The 14,230-nt window shown below is 74.2% G+C and carries 16 protein-coding genes and 1 tRNA gene; 8 read left to right on the top strand and 9 right to left on the bottom strand.

Going from position 1 to position 14,230, the window contains the following annotated elements:
• The 6 genes from PKY62_RS08965 to PKY62_RS08940 all read right to left on the bottom strand — a co-directional run.
• A partial coding sequence (locus PKY62_RS08965; RefSeq protein ID WP_324536367.1) for a histidine phosphatase family protein occupies positions 1-474 on the bottom strand: 474 nt, incomplete at its 3' end.
• 12 nt (positions 475-486) lie between these two features.
• On the bottom strand, positions 487-1,230 hold the full coding sequence (locus tag PKY62_RS08960; RefSeq protein ID WP_324536366.1) for a zinc ribbon domain-containing protein: 744 nt from the start codon (positions 1,228-1,230) through the stop codon (positions 487-489).
• Positions 1,227-2,438, bottom strand: coding sequence for a Nif3-like dinuclear metal center hexameric protein (locus tag PKY62_RS08955; protein WP_324536365.1), 1,212 nt, complete (start codon positions 2,436-2,438; stop codon positions 1,227-1,229). The genes PKY62_RS08960 and PKY62_RS08955 overlap by 4 nt, the downstream gene beginning before the upstream one ends.
• A 25-nt stretch (positions 2,439-2,463) precedes the next feature.
• Positions 2,464-2,537 (bottom strand) — tRNA-Val (locus PKY62_RS08950).
• Between the two features lie 56 nt (positions 2,538-2,593).
• The gene (locus PKY62_RS08945) at positions 2,594-3,052 is read right to left on the bottom strand and encodes a peroxiredoxin (RefSeq protein WP_324536364.1); all 459 of its coding nucleotides are present in this window, start codon (positions 3,050-3,052) and stop codon (positions 2,594-2,596) included.
• A 2-nt stretch (positions 3,053-3,054) separates the two neighbouring features.
• A complete protein-coding gene (locus tag PKY62_RS08940) occupies positions 3,055-3,486 on the bottom strand; it encodes a DUF3052 domain-containing protein (protein WP_324536363.1) in 432 nt (143 codons plus the stop codon).
• A 313-nt stretch (positions 3,487-3,799) separates the two neighbouring features.
• On the opposite strand from PKY62_RS08940, the gene aceE reads away from it, so the two are divergent.
• The gene (aceE, locus tag PKY62_RS08935; RefSeq protein ID WP_324536362.1) at positions 3,800-6,541 is read left to right on the top strand and encodes a pyruvate dehydrogenase (acetyl-transferring), homodimeric type; all 2,742 of its coding nucleotides are present in this window, start codon (positions 3,800-3,802) and stop codon (positions 6,539-6,541) included.
• Positions 6,542-6,656: 115 nt separating this feature from the next.
• Here the strand turns inward: aceE and PKY62_RS08930 are convergent, their stop codons facing one another.
• A complete protein-coding gene (locus PKY62_RS08930; RefSeq protein WP_324536361.1) occupies positions 6,657-7,334 on the bottom strand; it encodes a hypothetical protein in 678 nt (225 codons plus the stop codon).
• 171 nt (positions 7,335-7,505) lie between these two features.
• Between PKY62_RS08930 and PKY62_RS08925 the strand changes: the two genes are divergently transcribed.
• The 5 genes from PKY62_RS08925 (at position 7,506) to PKY62_RS08905 (ending at position 12,399) form a co-directional block, all read left to right on the top strand.
• On the top strand, positions 7,506-8,684 hold the full coding sequence (locus PKY62_RS08925) for a PucR family transcriptional regulator (RefSeq protein WP_324536360.1): 1,179 nt from the start codon (positions 7,506-7,508) through the stop codon (positions 8,682-8,684).
• 78 nt (positions 8,685-8,762) lie between these two features.
• Positions 8,763-9,731, top strand: a complete 969-nt coding sequence (locus PKY62_RS08920) for an ACP S-malonyltransferase (RefSeq protein WP_324536359.1) — start codon at positions 8,763-8,765, stop codon at positions 9,729-9,731.
• Positions 9,728-10,732, top strand: coding sequence for a beta-ketoacyl-ACP synthase III (locus PKY62_RS08915; protein WP_324536358.1), 1,005 nt, complete (start codon positions 9,728-9,730; stop codon positions 10,730-10,732). The genes PKY62_RS08920 and PKY62_RS08915 overlap by 4 nt, the downstream gene beginning before the upstream one ends.
• A 102-nt stretch (positions 10,733-10,834) precedes the next feature.
• On the top strand, positions 10,835-11,083 hold the full coding sequence (locus PKY62_RS08910) for an acyl carrier protein (RefSeq protein ID WP_324536357.1): 249 nt from the start codon (positions 10,835-10,837) through the stop codon (positions 11,081-11,083).
• A gap of 71 nt (positions 11,084-11,154) precedes the next feature.
• On the top strand, positions 11,155-12,399 hold the full coding sequence (locus PKY62_RS08905; protein WP_324536356.1) for a beta-ketoacyl-[acyl-carrier-protein] synthase family protein: 1,245 nt from the start codon (positions 11,155-11,157) through the stop codon (positions 12,397-12,399).
• A gap of 15 nt (positions 12,400-12,414) precedes the next feature.
• Here the strand turns inward: PKY62_RS08905 and PKY62_RS08900 are convergent, their stop codons facing one another.
• Positions 12,415-12,915, bottom strand: a complete 501-nt coding sequence (locus PKY62_RS08900; protein ID WP_324536355.1) for a DUF3145 domain-containing protein — start codon at positions 12,913-12,915, stop codon at positions 12,415-12,417.
• 143 nt (positions 12,916-13,058) lie between these two features.
• The gene (gene def, locus PKY62_RS08895) at positions 13,059-13,550 is read right to left on the bottom strand and encodes a peptide deformylase (RefSeq protein WP_324536354.1); all 492 of its coding nucleotides are present in this window, start codon (positions 13,548-13,550) and stop codon (positions 13,059-13,061) included.
• Between the two features lie 149 nt (positions 13,551-13,699).
• Between def and PKY62_RS08890 the strand changes: the two genes are divergently transcribed.
• Complete coding sequence (locus PKY62_RS08890; protein WP_324536353.1) at positions 13,700-13,966, top strand: YtxH domain-containing protein; 267 nt, start codon at positions 13,700-13,702, stop codon at positions 13,964-13,966.
• A 52-nt stretch (positions 13,967-14,018) separates the two neighbouring features.
• A complete protein-coding gene (locus PKY62_RS08885; protein ID WP_324536352.1) occupies positions 14,019-14,216 on the top strand; it encodes a hypothetical protein in 198 nt (65 codons plus the stop codon).
• Positions 14,217-14,230 lie beyond the last annotated feature (14 nt).

The following is a 14,230-nucleotide window of genomic DNA, read 5'->3' as shown; positions in this document are numbered from 1 at the left end:
GGTGCGTCCCGTCCCGCCGGCCAGCAGTGCGTCGAGCGCGGGCGCCACGCGCGCCCCGACATCCTCGATCGACTCCCCGCCGGGTGCGGGCAGGCCGGGCTCGCGGTGCCAGCGCCGCAGGTGGCCGGGCCAGCTCGCGTCGATCTCGTCCGCGGTCAGGCCCTCCCACGCGCCGAAGTCGCACTCAGCCAGCGCGGCGTCCACGAGCACGGGCAGACCCAGCCGACGGCCCACCGCCGCAGCGGTCTGCCGGGTCCGCACCATTGGCGAGGCGACCAGTGCTCCGGGGTGCGGCAGCTCCGGCCAGGCGGACCTGCCCATCCGGGCCACGAGGTCCGCCGCCTGGGCCGCCTGGACCCGGCCGGCGGCCGTGAGCTCCGGGCCCGGCCCGGACGAGCCGGAGTAGGCACCGGAGACGGTCATGGGCGTCTGCCCGTGCCGCACGAGCACGAGCGTCAGGGCGTCATCGGCCACGACGAGCCCGGATCACCGGACGACGGGTGCCCCGCGCACGAGGATCCGCCCGCACTCCTCGCAGCGGACCACCTGCTCGGGCTCCGCGGCGTTGAGGTGTGCGACGTCGCTGGGGTTGAGCTCGAGGCGGCAGCCCTCGCACCGCCGCCCGCGCAGCGCGGCGACGGCGAGCCCGCCCAGCTGCTCGCGCAGGCGCTCGTAGAGCGTCACGAGCCCGGCGTCGAGCCCCTGCACGCGGGTGGCGCGCTCGGTGCTGACGGCCGCGACCTGCTCGTCGATGACCGCCAGCTGCGCGGCCAGGTCCGCCTGCGCCGCCTGCTGGGAGGCGAGCAGCTCGTCGCGGGCCTGCGTGACCCCGGCGAGCGCCGTCTCGTGGGCCTCGAGGCGCTCCATGACGTCGAGCTCGATCTCCTCGAGCGCAGCCTGGCGCCGGGTGAGGTTCTCCAGCTCCGTGGCGAGCGCCTGGACGTCCTTGACCGATGCGGCACCCGAGTCCATCCGCGCCTGGTCGCGCGTGGCGCGGCTGCGCACCTGCTCGACGTCGGCCTCGGCCTTGGTGAGCTCGCGCCGCAGGTCGCCGGCGGCGGTGCGGGACGTCACGACGGCGGACTCGAGGTCTGCCACCTGGGCGGCGAGCTCGGCCACGCGCGCGTGCGCGGGATGGGTGCGGCGCTGGTGGGCGAGCTGCTGCGTGCGGGTGTCCAGGGCCTGGACCTCGAGGAGTCGCAGCTGGTCGGCCACGGGGGCTGTGGTCACAGGTCGGGTCCTCCGGGTGGGGTCGGGACGGGCGAGGCGATCCGCGCGGTCCACGGGTCGGTGCGCAGGGTGCTCACCCGCGTGACCACCGTAGTGCCCGGCCGGGCCGCGGCGAGGTCGCGCTCCAGGGTGGCTGCCGCACCGGCGAGCCACGGCCACTCGCTCGCGGCGTGCGCGACGTCCACCAGGGCGGGACGGCCGCGGTGCGGGTCGCTGCCGCCGGCCTCGAACGCCGCGCGCTCGCGCAGCTCTGAGGCCGGGTGGTGGCGCAGGTCGGCTGTGACGTACGCGTCCACCCCTGCGCTGCGCACGGCGTCGAACAGCGAGTCCCCCGACCCGCCGACCACGGCGACCGTGGTCACGGTCCCGTCGAGGTCACCCGCGATCCGCACACCCTGCTCGGTGGCCGGGATCGCCGCGGCGACCTTCTCGCCGAAGTGGCGCAGGCTCATCGGCACGGGCAGCCGACCGATCCGGCCGATCCCCGTGCCACCCGGCAGCGCGGCGGACTCGAGCACCTGGAAGGCAGGCTCCTCGTAGGGGTGCGCCGCCCGCATCGCCGCGACCACGGCGGCCCGCAGACGCGGCGGCGCGACCATCTCGACCCGCTCCTCGGTCACCCGCTCGACCTGCCCCACCTGGCCCACCGCCGGGTGGGACCCTGCACCGGGCAGGAAGGTGCCGGTCCCCGGCGTCGTCCACGCGCAGCGGCTGTAGTCCCCCACGGCGCCCGCTCCGGCGGCGGCGAGCGCGTCGACCACCGCCTCGGCGTGCGCCGTGGGGACGAGCACCACGTGCAGGTCCAGCGCCGGCTGGTCCAGCGGCGTCAGCGGCGCGAGGTCGACCAGACCGATCGCCGCCGCCAGCGCCTCGGCCACGCCGCCAGCGGCCGCGTCGGCGTTGGTGTGCGCCGCGTGCAGCGCGCAGCCGCCGCGGATGAGTCGGTGGACCAGGGCGCCCTTGTAGGTGGTCGCGGCCACGGAGTGCACGGGCCGGAGGAAGAGCGGGTGATGGGTGACGAGGAGGTCGGCCCCCCACGCGAGCGCCTCGTCGACCACCGCGGCCGTCGGGTCCACCGCGAACAGGACACGCTCGACGGGCTGGGCCGGGTCCCCGCAGACGGTCCCGGGGGCGTCCCATGACTCCGCCGTCGATGGCGGGTAGCGGCGGTCCAGCAGGGCGATGACGTCGGCGAGCGTTGCGGTCACGGACCGCACGCTACCGCCAGCGGGGTGGGCCCGGCCGGTCTCGAACCGACGACCTCCGCGGTGTAAGCGCGGCGCTCTGACCAACTGAGCTACAGGCCCGACGGCCGCCCAGCCTACCGGCGTGCCGCCCGTGGTGGACCTGACGGGGCCCGGGGTCACAGGGCGGCGAGCGCCGCCCGGTAGGCGCCGAGGTCACGGGCCTGGCCGCGCGGGTTGACGACGCTCCAGCGGACGATCCCGTCGGCGTCGAGCAGGAACGAGCCCCGTAACGCCATGCCCGCGGCCTCGTCGAACACGCCGTAGGCGCTCGCCGCGGCGCCGTGCGGCCAGAAGTCGGAGAGCAGCGCGAACCCGAAGCCCTCCTGCTCTGCCCAGGCCCGCTGGGTGAACATCGGGTCGCACGAGATGCCCAGCACCCGGACGCCGGCGACCTCGAAGTCCTCGAGGTTGTCCCGCAGCTCGCACAGCTCCGCGCCGCAGATCCGGGAGAACGCGTACGGGAAGAACACGAGCGCCACGGGCCGGCCGCGCAGCGACGTCAGGCACACGGGCGTGCCGTGGGTGTCCGGCAGGACGATCTCCGGCGCGAGGTCGCCCGGGCCGGGCGAGGTCACGCTCAGCGACCGCGGCTGCGGGTGCCGAGGCGCGTCGCGGACCAGTCGGCCGCGATCGCCAAGGTGCTCGTGGCGTGCAGGCCGGCCGTGGTCGCGGCCTCCTCGATCTCGCTGTGCCCCACGTGCCCGTCGCGGCCGGCCTTGCGCGTGAACAGCCAGATGAGGCCGCCGTCGTCGAGGGCAGCGCGCACGTCCACGAGGGCGTCCGTGAGGTCGCCGTCGTCCTGGCGCCACCACAGGATCACGCCGTCGGTGACGTCGTCGAAGTCCTCGTCCACGAGCTCCGAGCCGATGACGCCCTCGACGGCCGAGCGCAGAGCGTCGTCGACGTCGTCGCCCCAGCCGAACTCCTGGACCACCTGCCCTGCCGCGAAGCCGAGCCGATCGGCCCCGGACCCGTCCTGGACACCCTGCGGTGCCGCGGTCGATCCCACTGGTGCGTCGTTCCTCTCGTCAGCGCAACGGCGGGGCCGCTGCTGTGACCGCCCCCTGCGGGGCGGCGCCCTCACGGTAGCCCACACCATCGACCCGGGGCGCGACAAGGGGCCGTTGTGGCGGTGCGGATCCACCGTCCGGGTCCCTGTCATCGAGATCACCCAGCGGTCGGTGTGACTTTCCGGCCCCGGAGGTCGGACAATGGTCCCAGGACCGCGGGCGGGCACCATGCCCCGCACGCTCCGACCCGAGCACAGAGTCGTCAGGGCCCGCCGGGCCCCTGGGCGGTGCGGACGAGAGGTGAGGTTGCTGGTGGCTGCGAGTGACACGACGGGACCGCTGATCAACGGACTGCTCAGCCAGGTCCCGGACATCGATCCCGAGGAGACCGGCGAGTGGCTCGAGTCCTTCGACGACCTGCTCTCCGAACGCGGCGGCCCCCGCGCCCGCTACGTGCTGCTGAGCCTGCTCAAGCGGGCCCGCGAGCGCAACGTGGCCGTGCCGACGTCGGTGAACACGCCCTACGTCAACACCATCGGCGTGCACGAGGAGCCGTACTTCCCCGGTGACGAGGTCATGGAGCGCGCCTACCGGCGTCTCATCCGGTGGAACGCGGCCGTCATGGTCACGCGCGCGCAGCGCCCGGAGATCGGCGTCGGCGGGCACATCTCGTCCTACGCCTCGGTCGCGACCCTCATGGAGGTCGGCCTCAACCACTTCTTCCGCGGCAAGGACCACCCGGGCGGCGGCGACCAGGTCTACTTCCAGGGTCACGCGGCCCCCGGCGTCTACGCCAGGGCGTTCGTCGAGGGCCGGCTCTCGGCCGAGCAGCTCGACGGGTTCCGCCAGGAGGTCTCCTCCCCCTCGGGCGGCCTGTCCTCCTACCCGCACCCGCGCCTCATGCCCGAGCTGTGGGAGTTCCCCACGGTCTCGATGGGCCTCGGCCCGGCCTCCGCCATCTACCAGGCGTGGACCAACCGGTACCTGCACCTGCGCGGGATCAAGGACACCAGCCAGCAGGCCGTGTGGGCCTTCCTCGGCGACGGCGAGATGGACGAGCCGGAGAGCCGCGGCATGCTCCAGCTGGCCGCTCAGCAGCAGCTGGACAACCTCACCTTCGTGGTCAACTGCAACCTGCAGCGCCTCGACGGCCCGGTGCGCGGCAACGGCAAGATCATCCAGGAGCTCGAGGCGCAGTTCCGCGGCGCGGGCTGGAACGTCATCAAGGTGATCTGGGGCCGCGAGTGGGACATCCTGCTCAACGCCGACAAGGACCGCGCGCTGGTCAACCTCATGAACACCACGCCGGACGGCGACTTCCAGACGTTCAAGGCGAACGACGGCGCCTTCGTCCGCGAGCACTTCTTCGGTCGCGACCCGCGCACCAAGCAGCTCGTCGAGAAGATGACGGACGACGAGATCTGGGCGCTCAAGCGCGGTGGCCACGACTACCGCAAGATCTACGCCGCCTACGCGGCCGCGATGGCGCACACGGGTCAGCCGACGGTCATCCTGGCGCACACCATCAAGGGCTACGGCCTGGGGTCCGGCTTCGCCGGCCGCAACGCCACGCACCAGATGAAGAAGCTCAAGATCGACGACCTCAAGTCGCTGCGCGACACGCTGCACATCCCCATCAGCGACGCGGAGCTCGAGGCCAACCCGTACGTCCCGCCGTACTACCACCCGGGCCCGGACGCGCCCGAGATCCACTACCTGCAGGAGCGCCGCAGGGCGCTGGGCGGGTACGTCCCGGAGCGCCGCGCGGACCACGTGCCGATCACCCTGCCGGACGACAAGGTCTACGACGTCCTGGCCAAGGGCTCGGGGCACCAGAACGTCGCCACCACCATGGCGTTCGTCCGGCTGCTCAAGGACCTCATCAAGGACAAGGAGTTCGGCCACCGGATCGTGCCGATCATCCCCGACGAGGCGCGCACGTTCGGCCTCGACTCGATCTTCCCGACGGCGAAGATCTTCAACACGCTCGGGCAGCACTACCTCGCGGTGGACCGCGAGCTGATGCTCTCCTACAAGGAGTCCGAGCAGGGCCAGATCATGCACACCGGCATCAACGAGGCCGGCTCCGCGGCCGCGTTCCAGGCGGTCGGCACGTCGTACGCGACGCACCGCCAGCCGCTGGTGCCGTTCTACATCTTCTACTCGATGTTCGGCTTCCAGCGGACCGGGGACCAGTTCTGGGCCGCGGGCGACCAGATGACCCGCGGGTTCATCATCGGCGCCACCGCGGGGCGGACCACGCTGACCGGCGAGGGCCTGCAGCACGCGGACGGTCACTCGCCCCTGCTCGCCGGCACCAACGCCGCGGTGATCCACTACGACCCGGCGTACGGGTACGAGATCCGGCACATCGTGCGTGACGGCCTGCAGCGCATGTACGGCGACGACGGGCGCGACCCCGACGTCATGTACTACCTCACGGTCTACAACGAGCCGATGCTCCAGCCGGCCGAGCCGGCCGACGTGGACGTCGAGGGCATCCTGCGGGGAATCCACCGCATCTCCGTGGCCGAGGGCGAGGGGCCGCGGGCCCAGATCCTCGCGTCCGGCGTGGGCGTGCCGTGGGCGCTGGAGGCCCAGCAGCTGCTCGCCCAGGACTGGGGCGTGCGGGCCGACGTCTGGTCGGTGACCTCGTGGAACGAGCTGCGGCGCGACGGCCTGGCCGCCGAGCAGCACAACTTCCTGCACCCCGAGGCCGAGCAGCGCACGGCGTACCTCACCGCCAAGCTGGCCGGGGCCGCCGGTCCGTTCGTCGCCACCAGCGACTACGACCACCTCGTCGTCGACCAGGTGCGCCAGTGGATCCCTGGCGACTACGCCACGCTCGGCGCGGACGGCTTCGGCTTCTCCGACACGCGCGCCGCCGCGCGCCGCCACTTCAAGATCGACGGCCCGTCGACGGCGGTGCGGGTGCTCCAGCAGCTGGCGCGTCGCGGCGAGGTCGCCCCGGACGCCGCGGCACGGGCGCTCGAGAGGTACCAGATCCACGACGTCCGGGCCGGCACGTCCGGCACCGCGGGCGGCGACTCCTGACGTCGCGGGTCGACCTCGACGTGTGACCTCGACGACGACGCCCGGTGGACCACTGGTCCACCGGGCGTCGTGCTGCCGGCTCGAGATCCCGCGAGCCCGGGGCGTGCTGGTGCGGTCAGGCGCCGGGGCGCGCGACCCTCGCGACGAGCTGCTCGAGCTCCGCCCGCAGGGCACCGGCCGCCACGCGGTCAGGGTGCAGGTCCAGCGCCTCGAGGTGGTGCTTCGCCTCGAGCGGGCGGTCGGCCTCGAGCGCGGCGAGGACCAGGTGGCGAGCGACCTCGGGCTCGTGCTCGCGGACCCGCCAGTGCCCGACGCCGAGCCCCAGCGCCTCGACGGGCAGCCCCGCGAGTCGGAGCACGGCGAGGCCCTCGACCAGGGCGGCCCCGGTGGTGTCGCGCTCGGCGGCCGTGGCGAGCCGGCGCAGGGCGCCCTCACGGTCGTCGTGCACGGAGAGCCGGGCCAGCTCGATGAGCGGGTACCACGCCTTGGGGTGGCCGGCCATCTCCTCGGCCAGCGCCCAGACGGCGAGGTCGGCGGCCCGCTGCCGCTCGACGTCGTCGTGCGGCGCGGTGAGCGGGTCACCGTCGTGGCCCACCTCGGCCGCCCGCCGCCGGACGATCTCGGCGAGGCCCGCGAAGGACGCGGCGTCGTTGGGGTCGGCCGTGAGCCGGGCGCGCAGGGCGTCCTCGCGCGTCGTGTCGCCGTGGTGCGACGGGCTGACCCGCCGCACGCCCACGGTGGACGCCGGCACGGGTTGCCGTAGGAACCGGCGGAGCCGTGAGAGCAGAGCCATGACTCCGACCATAGCCGCCATTGACGTTCAGCACCCCTGGCCGACGTCGCCCAGCACGTCACACACCACCCGCCCGGGCCCTGGGCTCGCCTCGGGTCGTTGTGGGGTCCCGACAACCCGAGGGCTCCGCACAGGGCCGCGGCGGGGCCCGGTGCGCCTATGCTCGCTGCCATGGTCTCCCCGGCGCAGCGTGACCAGGCCCACACCCTGCGTCGCCTGCACGACGGGTCAGGGCTGCTCGCCGCGGCCGCGATGCGCCAGCTCGACGAGAACCTGCCGTGGTACCGCGCGCTGCCCGCCGAGGACCGGTCCTGGGTGGGCCTGGTGGTCCAGGCCGGCATCTCCTCGTTCATCACGTGGTTCACCGACCCGAGCACCCCGCCGCACGGCGCGGGCGAGATCTTCGCCGCAGCGCCCCCGGAGCTGACCCGCTCGATCTCGCTGCAGCACACGCTGCAGCTGGTGCGGCTCATCGTCGAGGTGGTCGAGGACCACTCCGACCGGCTGGCGGCCCCCGGTACCGAGCGCGACCTGCGCGAGGCCGTGCTGCGCTACTCGCGGGAGGTCGCGTTCTCGGCGGCCGAGGTCTACGCGAGGGCGGCGGAGGTGCGCGGCGCGTGGGACGCGCGGCTCGAGGCGCTCGTGGTGGACGCGCTCGTGCGCGGCGACGACGACGACGCCCTCCGCTCACGCATCGCCGCGCTGGGCTGGAGCGGGCACGGCAGCGCACTGGTCATGGTGGGCACCATCTCCGCACCCCTGGACGAGGTCCGCGCGGCCGAGATGCGCCGCGCCACGCGGCGGGCCGCCGACGACGCCCTCGTGGGCATCCAGGGCGACCGCCTCGTCGTGGTGCTCGGCGGCGACGGCGACCTGCGTGCCGCGGCACGGTCGTTGACGGGCCGGTTCGGCCCGGGGCCCGTGGTGCTCGGCCCCTCGGTGCCCACGGTCGCCGACGCGGGCCGCTCCGCGGCCGCAGCGCTCGCCGGGCTCGCCGCGGCCGCGGCGTGGCCGCACGCCCCGCGCCCGGTGCTGGCCGACGACCTGCTGCCCGAGCGCGTGCTCGTGGGCGACGCGGTCGCACGCCGCACGCTCGTCGACCAGGCCTACCGGCCGCTGGTCGCCGCCGGAGGCTCGCTGCTGGAGACCCTGTCCGCGCACGTGGAGCACGGCCGCTCGCTCGAGGCGGCGGCCCGGGTGCTCTACGTCCACCCCAACACGGTGCGCTACCGCCTGCGCAAGGTCGCCGAGGTCACCGGCTGGGACCCGCTGGACGCGCGCGAGGCGTACGTGCTGCAGACCGCGCTCGCGCTCGGACGGCTCGACGGCCTGCGGGGCACCCCCTTGTAGGTTCCGTACAAGGAGGTCCCGTGAGGTTCGTAGGCGTCGTAGCCCGGTCCGGCGCCCGGATACCGGCACAGTGGATGCGTGCTCGCGATCGTGTGCCCCGGACAGGGCTCCCAGACCCCCGGCTTCCTCGTGCCATGGCTCGAGGTGCCCGGCGTCGGCGACCGTCTCGCCGGGTTCTCGGACGCCGCTGGCACGGACCTGCTGGCCCACGGCACCACGTCGGACGCCGAGACCATCCGCGACACCGCCGTGGCCCAGCCCCTCATCGTCTCGGCCTCCCTGCTCACGCTGCGCGCACTGCTCGACGGCACCCCCGCCGCCGACGTCGTGGGCGTCACGGCCGGGCACTCCGTCGGTGAGCTCGCCGCCGCGGCGCTGGCCGGCGTCCTGACGGACGACGGGGCCGTCGGCCTCGTCGCCGCCCGCGCACGCGCCATGGCCGCGGCCGCCGCGCTCGAGCCCACCGGGATGACCGCCGTGGTCGGCGGGGACCCGGCCGAGGTGCTCGCCGCGATCGCCGCCGCGGGTGCGTACCCGGCCAACGTCAACGGGGGCGGGCAGGTGGTCGCCGCCGGCTCGATGGCCGCGCTCGCCGCGCTCGCCGCCCATCCGCCGGCCCGGGCACGCGTCATCCCGCTGCAGGTCGCCGGGGCGTTCCACACCCCGTTCATGGCGCCCGCCGTCGAGGCATTCTCCCCCGTCGCCGCGGGCTGGGCCGCAGCGACGCCCGACGTGCCGCTGCTCTCGGACGCCGACGGCGCCGTCTACCCGGTCGGCACCACCGGCGCCCAGGTGCTCGAGCGGCTCGTCGCCCAGGTGGTCGCGCCGGTGCGCTGGGACCTGTGCCAGGAGACGCTGCTCGCGATGGGTGTGACCGGCATGGTCGAGCTGGCCCCGGCAGGGGTGCTCACGGGCCTGGCACGGCGTACCCTGCCGGGCGTGGAGACGGTCGCCGTCCGGACGCCGGACGACCTCGCCGCCGCCCGCGAGCTCGTCGCCCAGCACGGCCAGACCGCCAGCCCCACCAGCGAGGAGACCCCCGCGTGAGCCGACCCACCCTGACCCAGGCGACCGGTCCCGCGCACTCGCGCATCCTGGGCATCGGTGGCGTGCGGGGCGAGCTGACCGTCACCAACGACGACGTCGCGGGCCCCATCGACTCGTCCGACGAGTGGATCCGCCAGCGCACGGGCATCGTCACGCGCCGCCGTGCGGCCGCCGGGACCGATGTCATCGACCTTGCCGTCGAGGCGTCCGTCGCGGCGATCGCCGACGCTGGGCTGACGGGCGCGGACATCGACGCCGTGCTGCTGGCGACGACCACCTACTTCCACCAGACCCCCGCCGGTGCCTGCCTCGTCGCGGACCGGGTGGGTGCCACGCCGGCGGCCGCGTACGACATCTCCGCCGCGTGCGCCGGGTACGCCTACGGCATCGCCCAGGCCGACGCCCTGGTGCGCTCTGGCGCAGCCCGCAACGTCCTCGTCGTCGGCGCGGAGAAGATGAGCGACTTCGTCGACCCGACGGACCGGTCCATCTCCTTCCTGCTCGGTGACGGCGCCGGTGCCGTCGTCGTCGGGCCGTCCGAGACGCCGGGCATCGGCCCGACCGTCTGGGGCTCGGACGGCGGCCAGGCGCACCTCATCACGCAGACGCACTCCTGGAAGGAGGCGTTCGAGCAGCAGACCCCGTGGCCGACGCTGCGCCAGGAGGGCGCGAGCGTGTTCAAGTGGGCCTCGTTCCAGATGGCCGGCGTCGCCGAGCGGGCGATGGCGGCCGCGGGCGTGACGCCCGACCAGGTCGAGGCGTTCATCCCGCACCAGGCGAACATGCGGATCATCGACCAGATGATCAAGCAGCTCAAGCTCCCGGACACCGTCGTGGTGGCCCGGGACATCGCCGAGACCGGCAACACCTCGTCGGCCTCGATCCCGCTGGCCGCCGAGCGGCTGCTGCGCGAGGGTCTCGTGCCGCACGGCGCGGTCGCCCTGCAGATCGGCTTCGGCGCCGGACTCGCCTACGCGGCGCAGGTCGTCGTCCTACCCTGAGCACGGCGGGGCCACCCCACCGGCTCGACCTTGACCGCACGACCGAACGACACGGTGCCCGTCCGGGTGCCGACCGCCACCACCACACGAGGAGACACCACGATGGCGTACAGCGAGCAGGAGATCCTGGCCGGCCTGGCCGAGATCGTCAGCGAGGAGACCGGGCTGCCCACCGACTCCGTCTCGCCCGAGAAGTCCTTCACCGACGACCTCGACATCGACTCCCTGTCGATGATGACGATCGTCACGCTCGCGGAGGAGAAGTTCTCGGTGCGCATCCCGGACGACGAGGTCAAGAACCTCGCGACCGTGGGCGACGCCGTGTCGTTCATCAACGGCGCGCAGGCCTGACCGAGCCCCATCGGTGGTCGGGGCCCGCACCCGCGGGCCCCGACCAGCTCCACCATCTGCCAGGAGGACCCGTGAGCACTGCACCCGACGTCGTCGTCACCGGTCTGGGCGCGACCACCCCGCTCGGCGGGGACGTGGCCAGCACCTGGAGGGCGGCCCTGGCCGGCACCTCCGGCGCCCGCACCCTGGAGAACGACTGGGCCGAGAAGTACGGGATCCCGGTCTCGTTCGCCGCCTCGCTGGCCGTGCCGGCCGTCGACGTGCTGCCGCGCCCCGAGACCAAGCGGATGGACCCGTCCGCGCAGTACGCCATCATCGCGACGCGTGAGGCCTGGGCCGACGCCGGCGCCCCCGTCGTGGACCCCGAGCGCCTCGGCGTCGTGGTGTCCTCGGGGATCGGCGGCATCTGGACCATCCTCGACGCGTGGGACACGCTGCAGGCCAAGGGCGCCCGGCGCGTCCTGCCGATGACCGTGCCCATGCTCATGCCCAACTCCCCCGCCGCGTACGTCGAGCTCGAGATCGGCGCCCGGGCGGGCGCCCACGCGCTCGTGTCCGCCTGCGCCTCCGGCGCCGAGGCCGTCGGCTACGCCGTGGAGATGATCCGCAGCGGCCGGGCCGACGTGGTGGTCGCCGGCGGCACCGAGGCGGCCATCCACCCCATGCCGATCGCGGCCTTCGCCGCCTCGCGCACGCTGAGCACCCGCAACGACGACCCGGCCGCTGCCTCACGCCCCTACGACACGGGCCGCGACGGCTTCGTGCTCGGCGAGGGTGCCGGCATCCTCGTGCTGGAGAGCGCCGAGCACGCCGCCGCCCGCGGTGCCACGGTCTACGCCAGGATCGCGGGCGTCGGCCTGTCCTCGGACGGCTACCACATGACCTCCCCCGAGCCCTCGGGCCGCGGTCAGATCGCCGCCATGAGGATGGCCATGAAGGACGCAGGCGTCGGCACCGCTGACATCGTGCACGTCAACGCCCACGCGACCTCGACCGTCGTCGGCGACCTCATCGAGGCTCGCGGCGTGCGTGCCGTGCTCGGGACCGACGCCGACCGGGTCGCGCTGTCGGCCACGAAGTCGATGACCGGGCACCTGCTCGGCGGCGCCGGCGCGCTGGAGTCGATCTTCACGGTGCTCGCCGTCCATCACCGCACGGCCCCGCCCACCATCAACGTCACGGACCCGGACCCGGAGCTGGTGCTCGACCTGGTCCGCGACACCCCGCGCGCGCTGCCCGAGGGGCAGATCGCCGCGGTGAACAACTCCTTCGGCTTCGGCGGTCACAACGTGGCCCTGGTGGTCACCACCGCCTGAGCACGGACCGGACGGTCAGCCCACGCGGTGCAGCCAGCGCACCGGGGCACCGGCCCCCGCGTAGCGGAAGGACTCCAGCTCGTCGTCCCACGCCTGCCCCAGGGCGAGGTCCAGCTCACGGCGCAGGCGGTCCGGGTCGGCCGCGTGCTCGAGGGCGGCGCGCACGCGGTCCTCGGGGACGAGCGTGTTGCCGTGCACGTCCGTGGGAGCGTGGAAGATGCCGAGCTCCGGCGTGTGGCTCCAGCGGCCGCCGTCGGTGCCGTGGCTGGCCTCCTCGGTCACCTCGTAGCGCAGGTGGGCCCAGCCGCGCAGGGCGGAGGTCAGGCGCGCGCCGGTGCCGGCAGCCCCCTGCCACGACGCCTCGGCGCGCAGCGTCCCGGGCGCGGCCGGTTGCTCCGTCCAGTCCATGGAGACCCGCACACCGAGGACGCCACCTGCCGCCCACTCGATGTGGGGGCACAGCGCACGGGGTGCTGAGTGCACGAAAAGGACACCGCGGGTGATGGCACCAGCCATGTCATCCCTCCTGACGGGTCGAGGTTCGTCTTCCCCAACGACCTCATCCCGATCCGGGAGGTGGGCACGGTCTCGCGGCGTGCTGTGGCCAGCATGCCCGATCCGCCGCCCCGGCGCCACCACGAGGGCGGCGCGGCGTGGCCTCAGGCCATCTGCTCGCGCAACGTGCGCATGGCCTTCTTGCGCACCGACCGCTCCAGTCGGTCGATGTAGAGCATCCCGTCGAGGTGGTCGACCTCGTGCTGCAGGGCGCGTGCCATGAGCTCGGTGCCCTCCACGACCACGGCCTTGCCGTCGAGGTCCGTCCCCTCGACCCGCGCGTACCAGGCGCGCTTGGTGGGGTACCACAGGCCAGGGACGGACAGGCAGCCCTCGTCGCCGTCCTGGTACTCGTCCTCGGAGAGCTCGACGATCCGCGGGTTGAGGACGTAGCCGACCTCGTCGTCGATGTTCCAGGAGAACGCGCGCAGGCCCACGCCGATCTGGTTGGCCGCGAGGCCGGCGCGGCCCTCGTGGTCGACCGTCTCGAGCAGGTCCTCCACCAGCGAGCGGACGCGGGCGTCGATGTCGGTGATCGGCTCGCAGGGCGTGCGCAGCACGGGATCGCCGATGACGCGGATGTCTCTCATGGCCATGGCGACCATGTTCCCATGCCGAGCGCTCCGGGAGGGCACCGGGGGCACCCGGCGCGCGCGAGGACCGGGAGCGTGCCGGGAGGGTGTCGCCGTAGGCTGGCGGCAGCGTGCCGGGCGCCGGCCCGGCACGGACGACGGAAGGACCACGGATGCGCACCAGGGCGGCATTCCTCATCGGCGGCGCTGTCGGCTACCTGCTCGGCACCCGGGCAGGTCGCGAGCAGCTCGAGACCGTCCGGGAGCAGGCGCGCAGGGCCTGGGAGGACCCGCGGGTCCAGGACGTCGTCGCAGACGGCCAGCAGCGCGCGACCCAGTTCGTCAAGGACCGCGCACCAGAGCTGCGCGACATGGTCACCGGCGCCGTGCGCTCGGTGTCCGAGTCCCGCCGGGACGACCAGGGGCCCACCGGAGCATGACGGCGCCGTCCCGGGGCGGTCGTGCCCTCCCCGGCCCGCTCCGGAGTGCCGGATGAGCCCGCTGAGCCAGGCGCTCCTCGCCCTCGGCGCAGGCGGCACGATCGGCGGGGCCGTGCTGCTCGTCGCGGCCTTCCGACGCGGCCAGGCCCAGGACCGCGCCGGCGAGCGCCGCCTCTTCCGCTCCGCCGTCGCCGCGCTCGCCGTCGGCTCGCTGCTGTGGCTCGCGACCATCGTCGTCGCGGGCGGGTGACGTCCGGGGCGACG

It is taken from the genome of Actinotalea sp. (genome assembly GCF_035443605.1).
Taxonomy (GTDB): domain Bacteria; phylum Actinomycetota; class Actinomycetes; order Actinomycetales; family Cellulomonadaceae; genus Actinotalea.
Note: the sequence above shows the minus strand (reverse complement) of the source record. Positions and strands in the feature narration are given on the sequence as shown.

Excerpts from the sequence above, each read along its gene's own strand:
- PKY62_RS08900 (WP_324536355.1), bottom strand. The coding sequence starts at position 12,915 with ATGGCTGGTGCCATCACCCGCGGTGTCCTTTTCGTGCACTCAGCACCC.
- PKY62_RS08910 (WP_324536357.1), top strand. The coding sequence starts at position 10,835 with ATGGCGTACAGCGAGCAGGAGATCCTGGCCGGCCTGGCCGAGATCGTC.
- PKY62_RS08890 (WP_324536353.1), top strand. The coding sequence starts at position 13,700 with ATGCGCACCAGGGCGGCATTCCTCATCGGCGGCGCTGTCGGCTACCTG.
- def (WP_324536354.1), bottom strand. The coding sequence starts at position 13,550 with ATGGCCATGAGAGACATCCGCGTCATCGGCGATCCCGTGCTGCGCACG.
- PKY62_RS08930 (WP_324536361.1), bottom strand. The coding sequence starts at position 7,334 with ATGGCTCTGCTCTCACGGCTCCGCCGGTTCCTACGGCAACCCGTGCCG.
- PKY62_RS08925 (WP_324536360.1), top strand. The coding sequence starts at position 7,506 with ATGGTCTCCCCGGCGCAGCGTGACCAGGCCCACACCCTGCGTCGCCTG.
- PKY62_RS08885 (WP_324536352.1), top strand. The coding sequence starts at position 14,019 with ATGAGCCCGCTGAGCCAGGCGCTCCTCGCCCTCGGCGCAGGCGGCACG.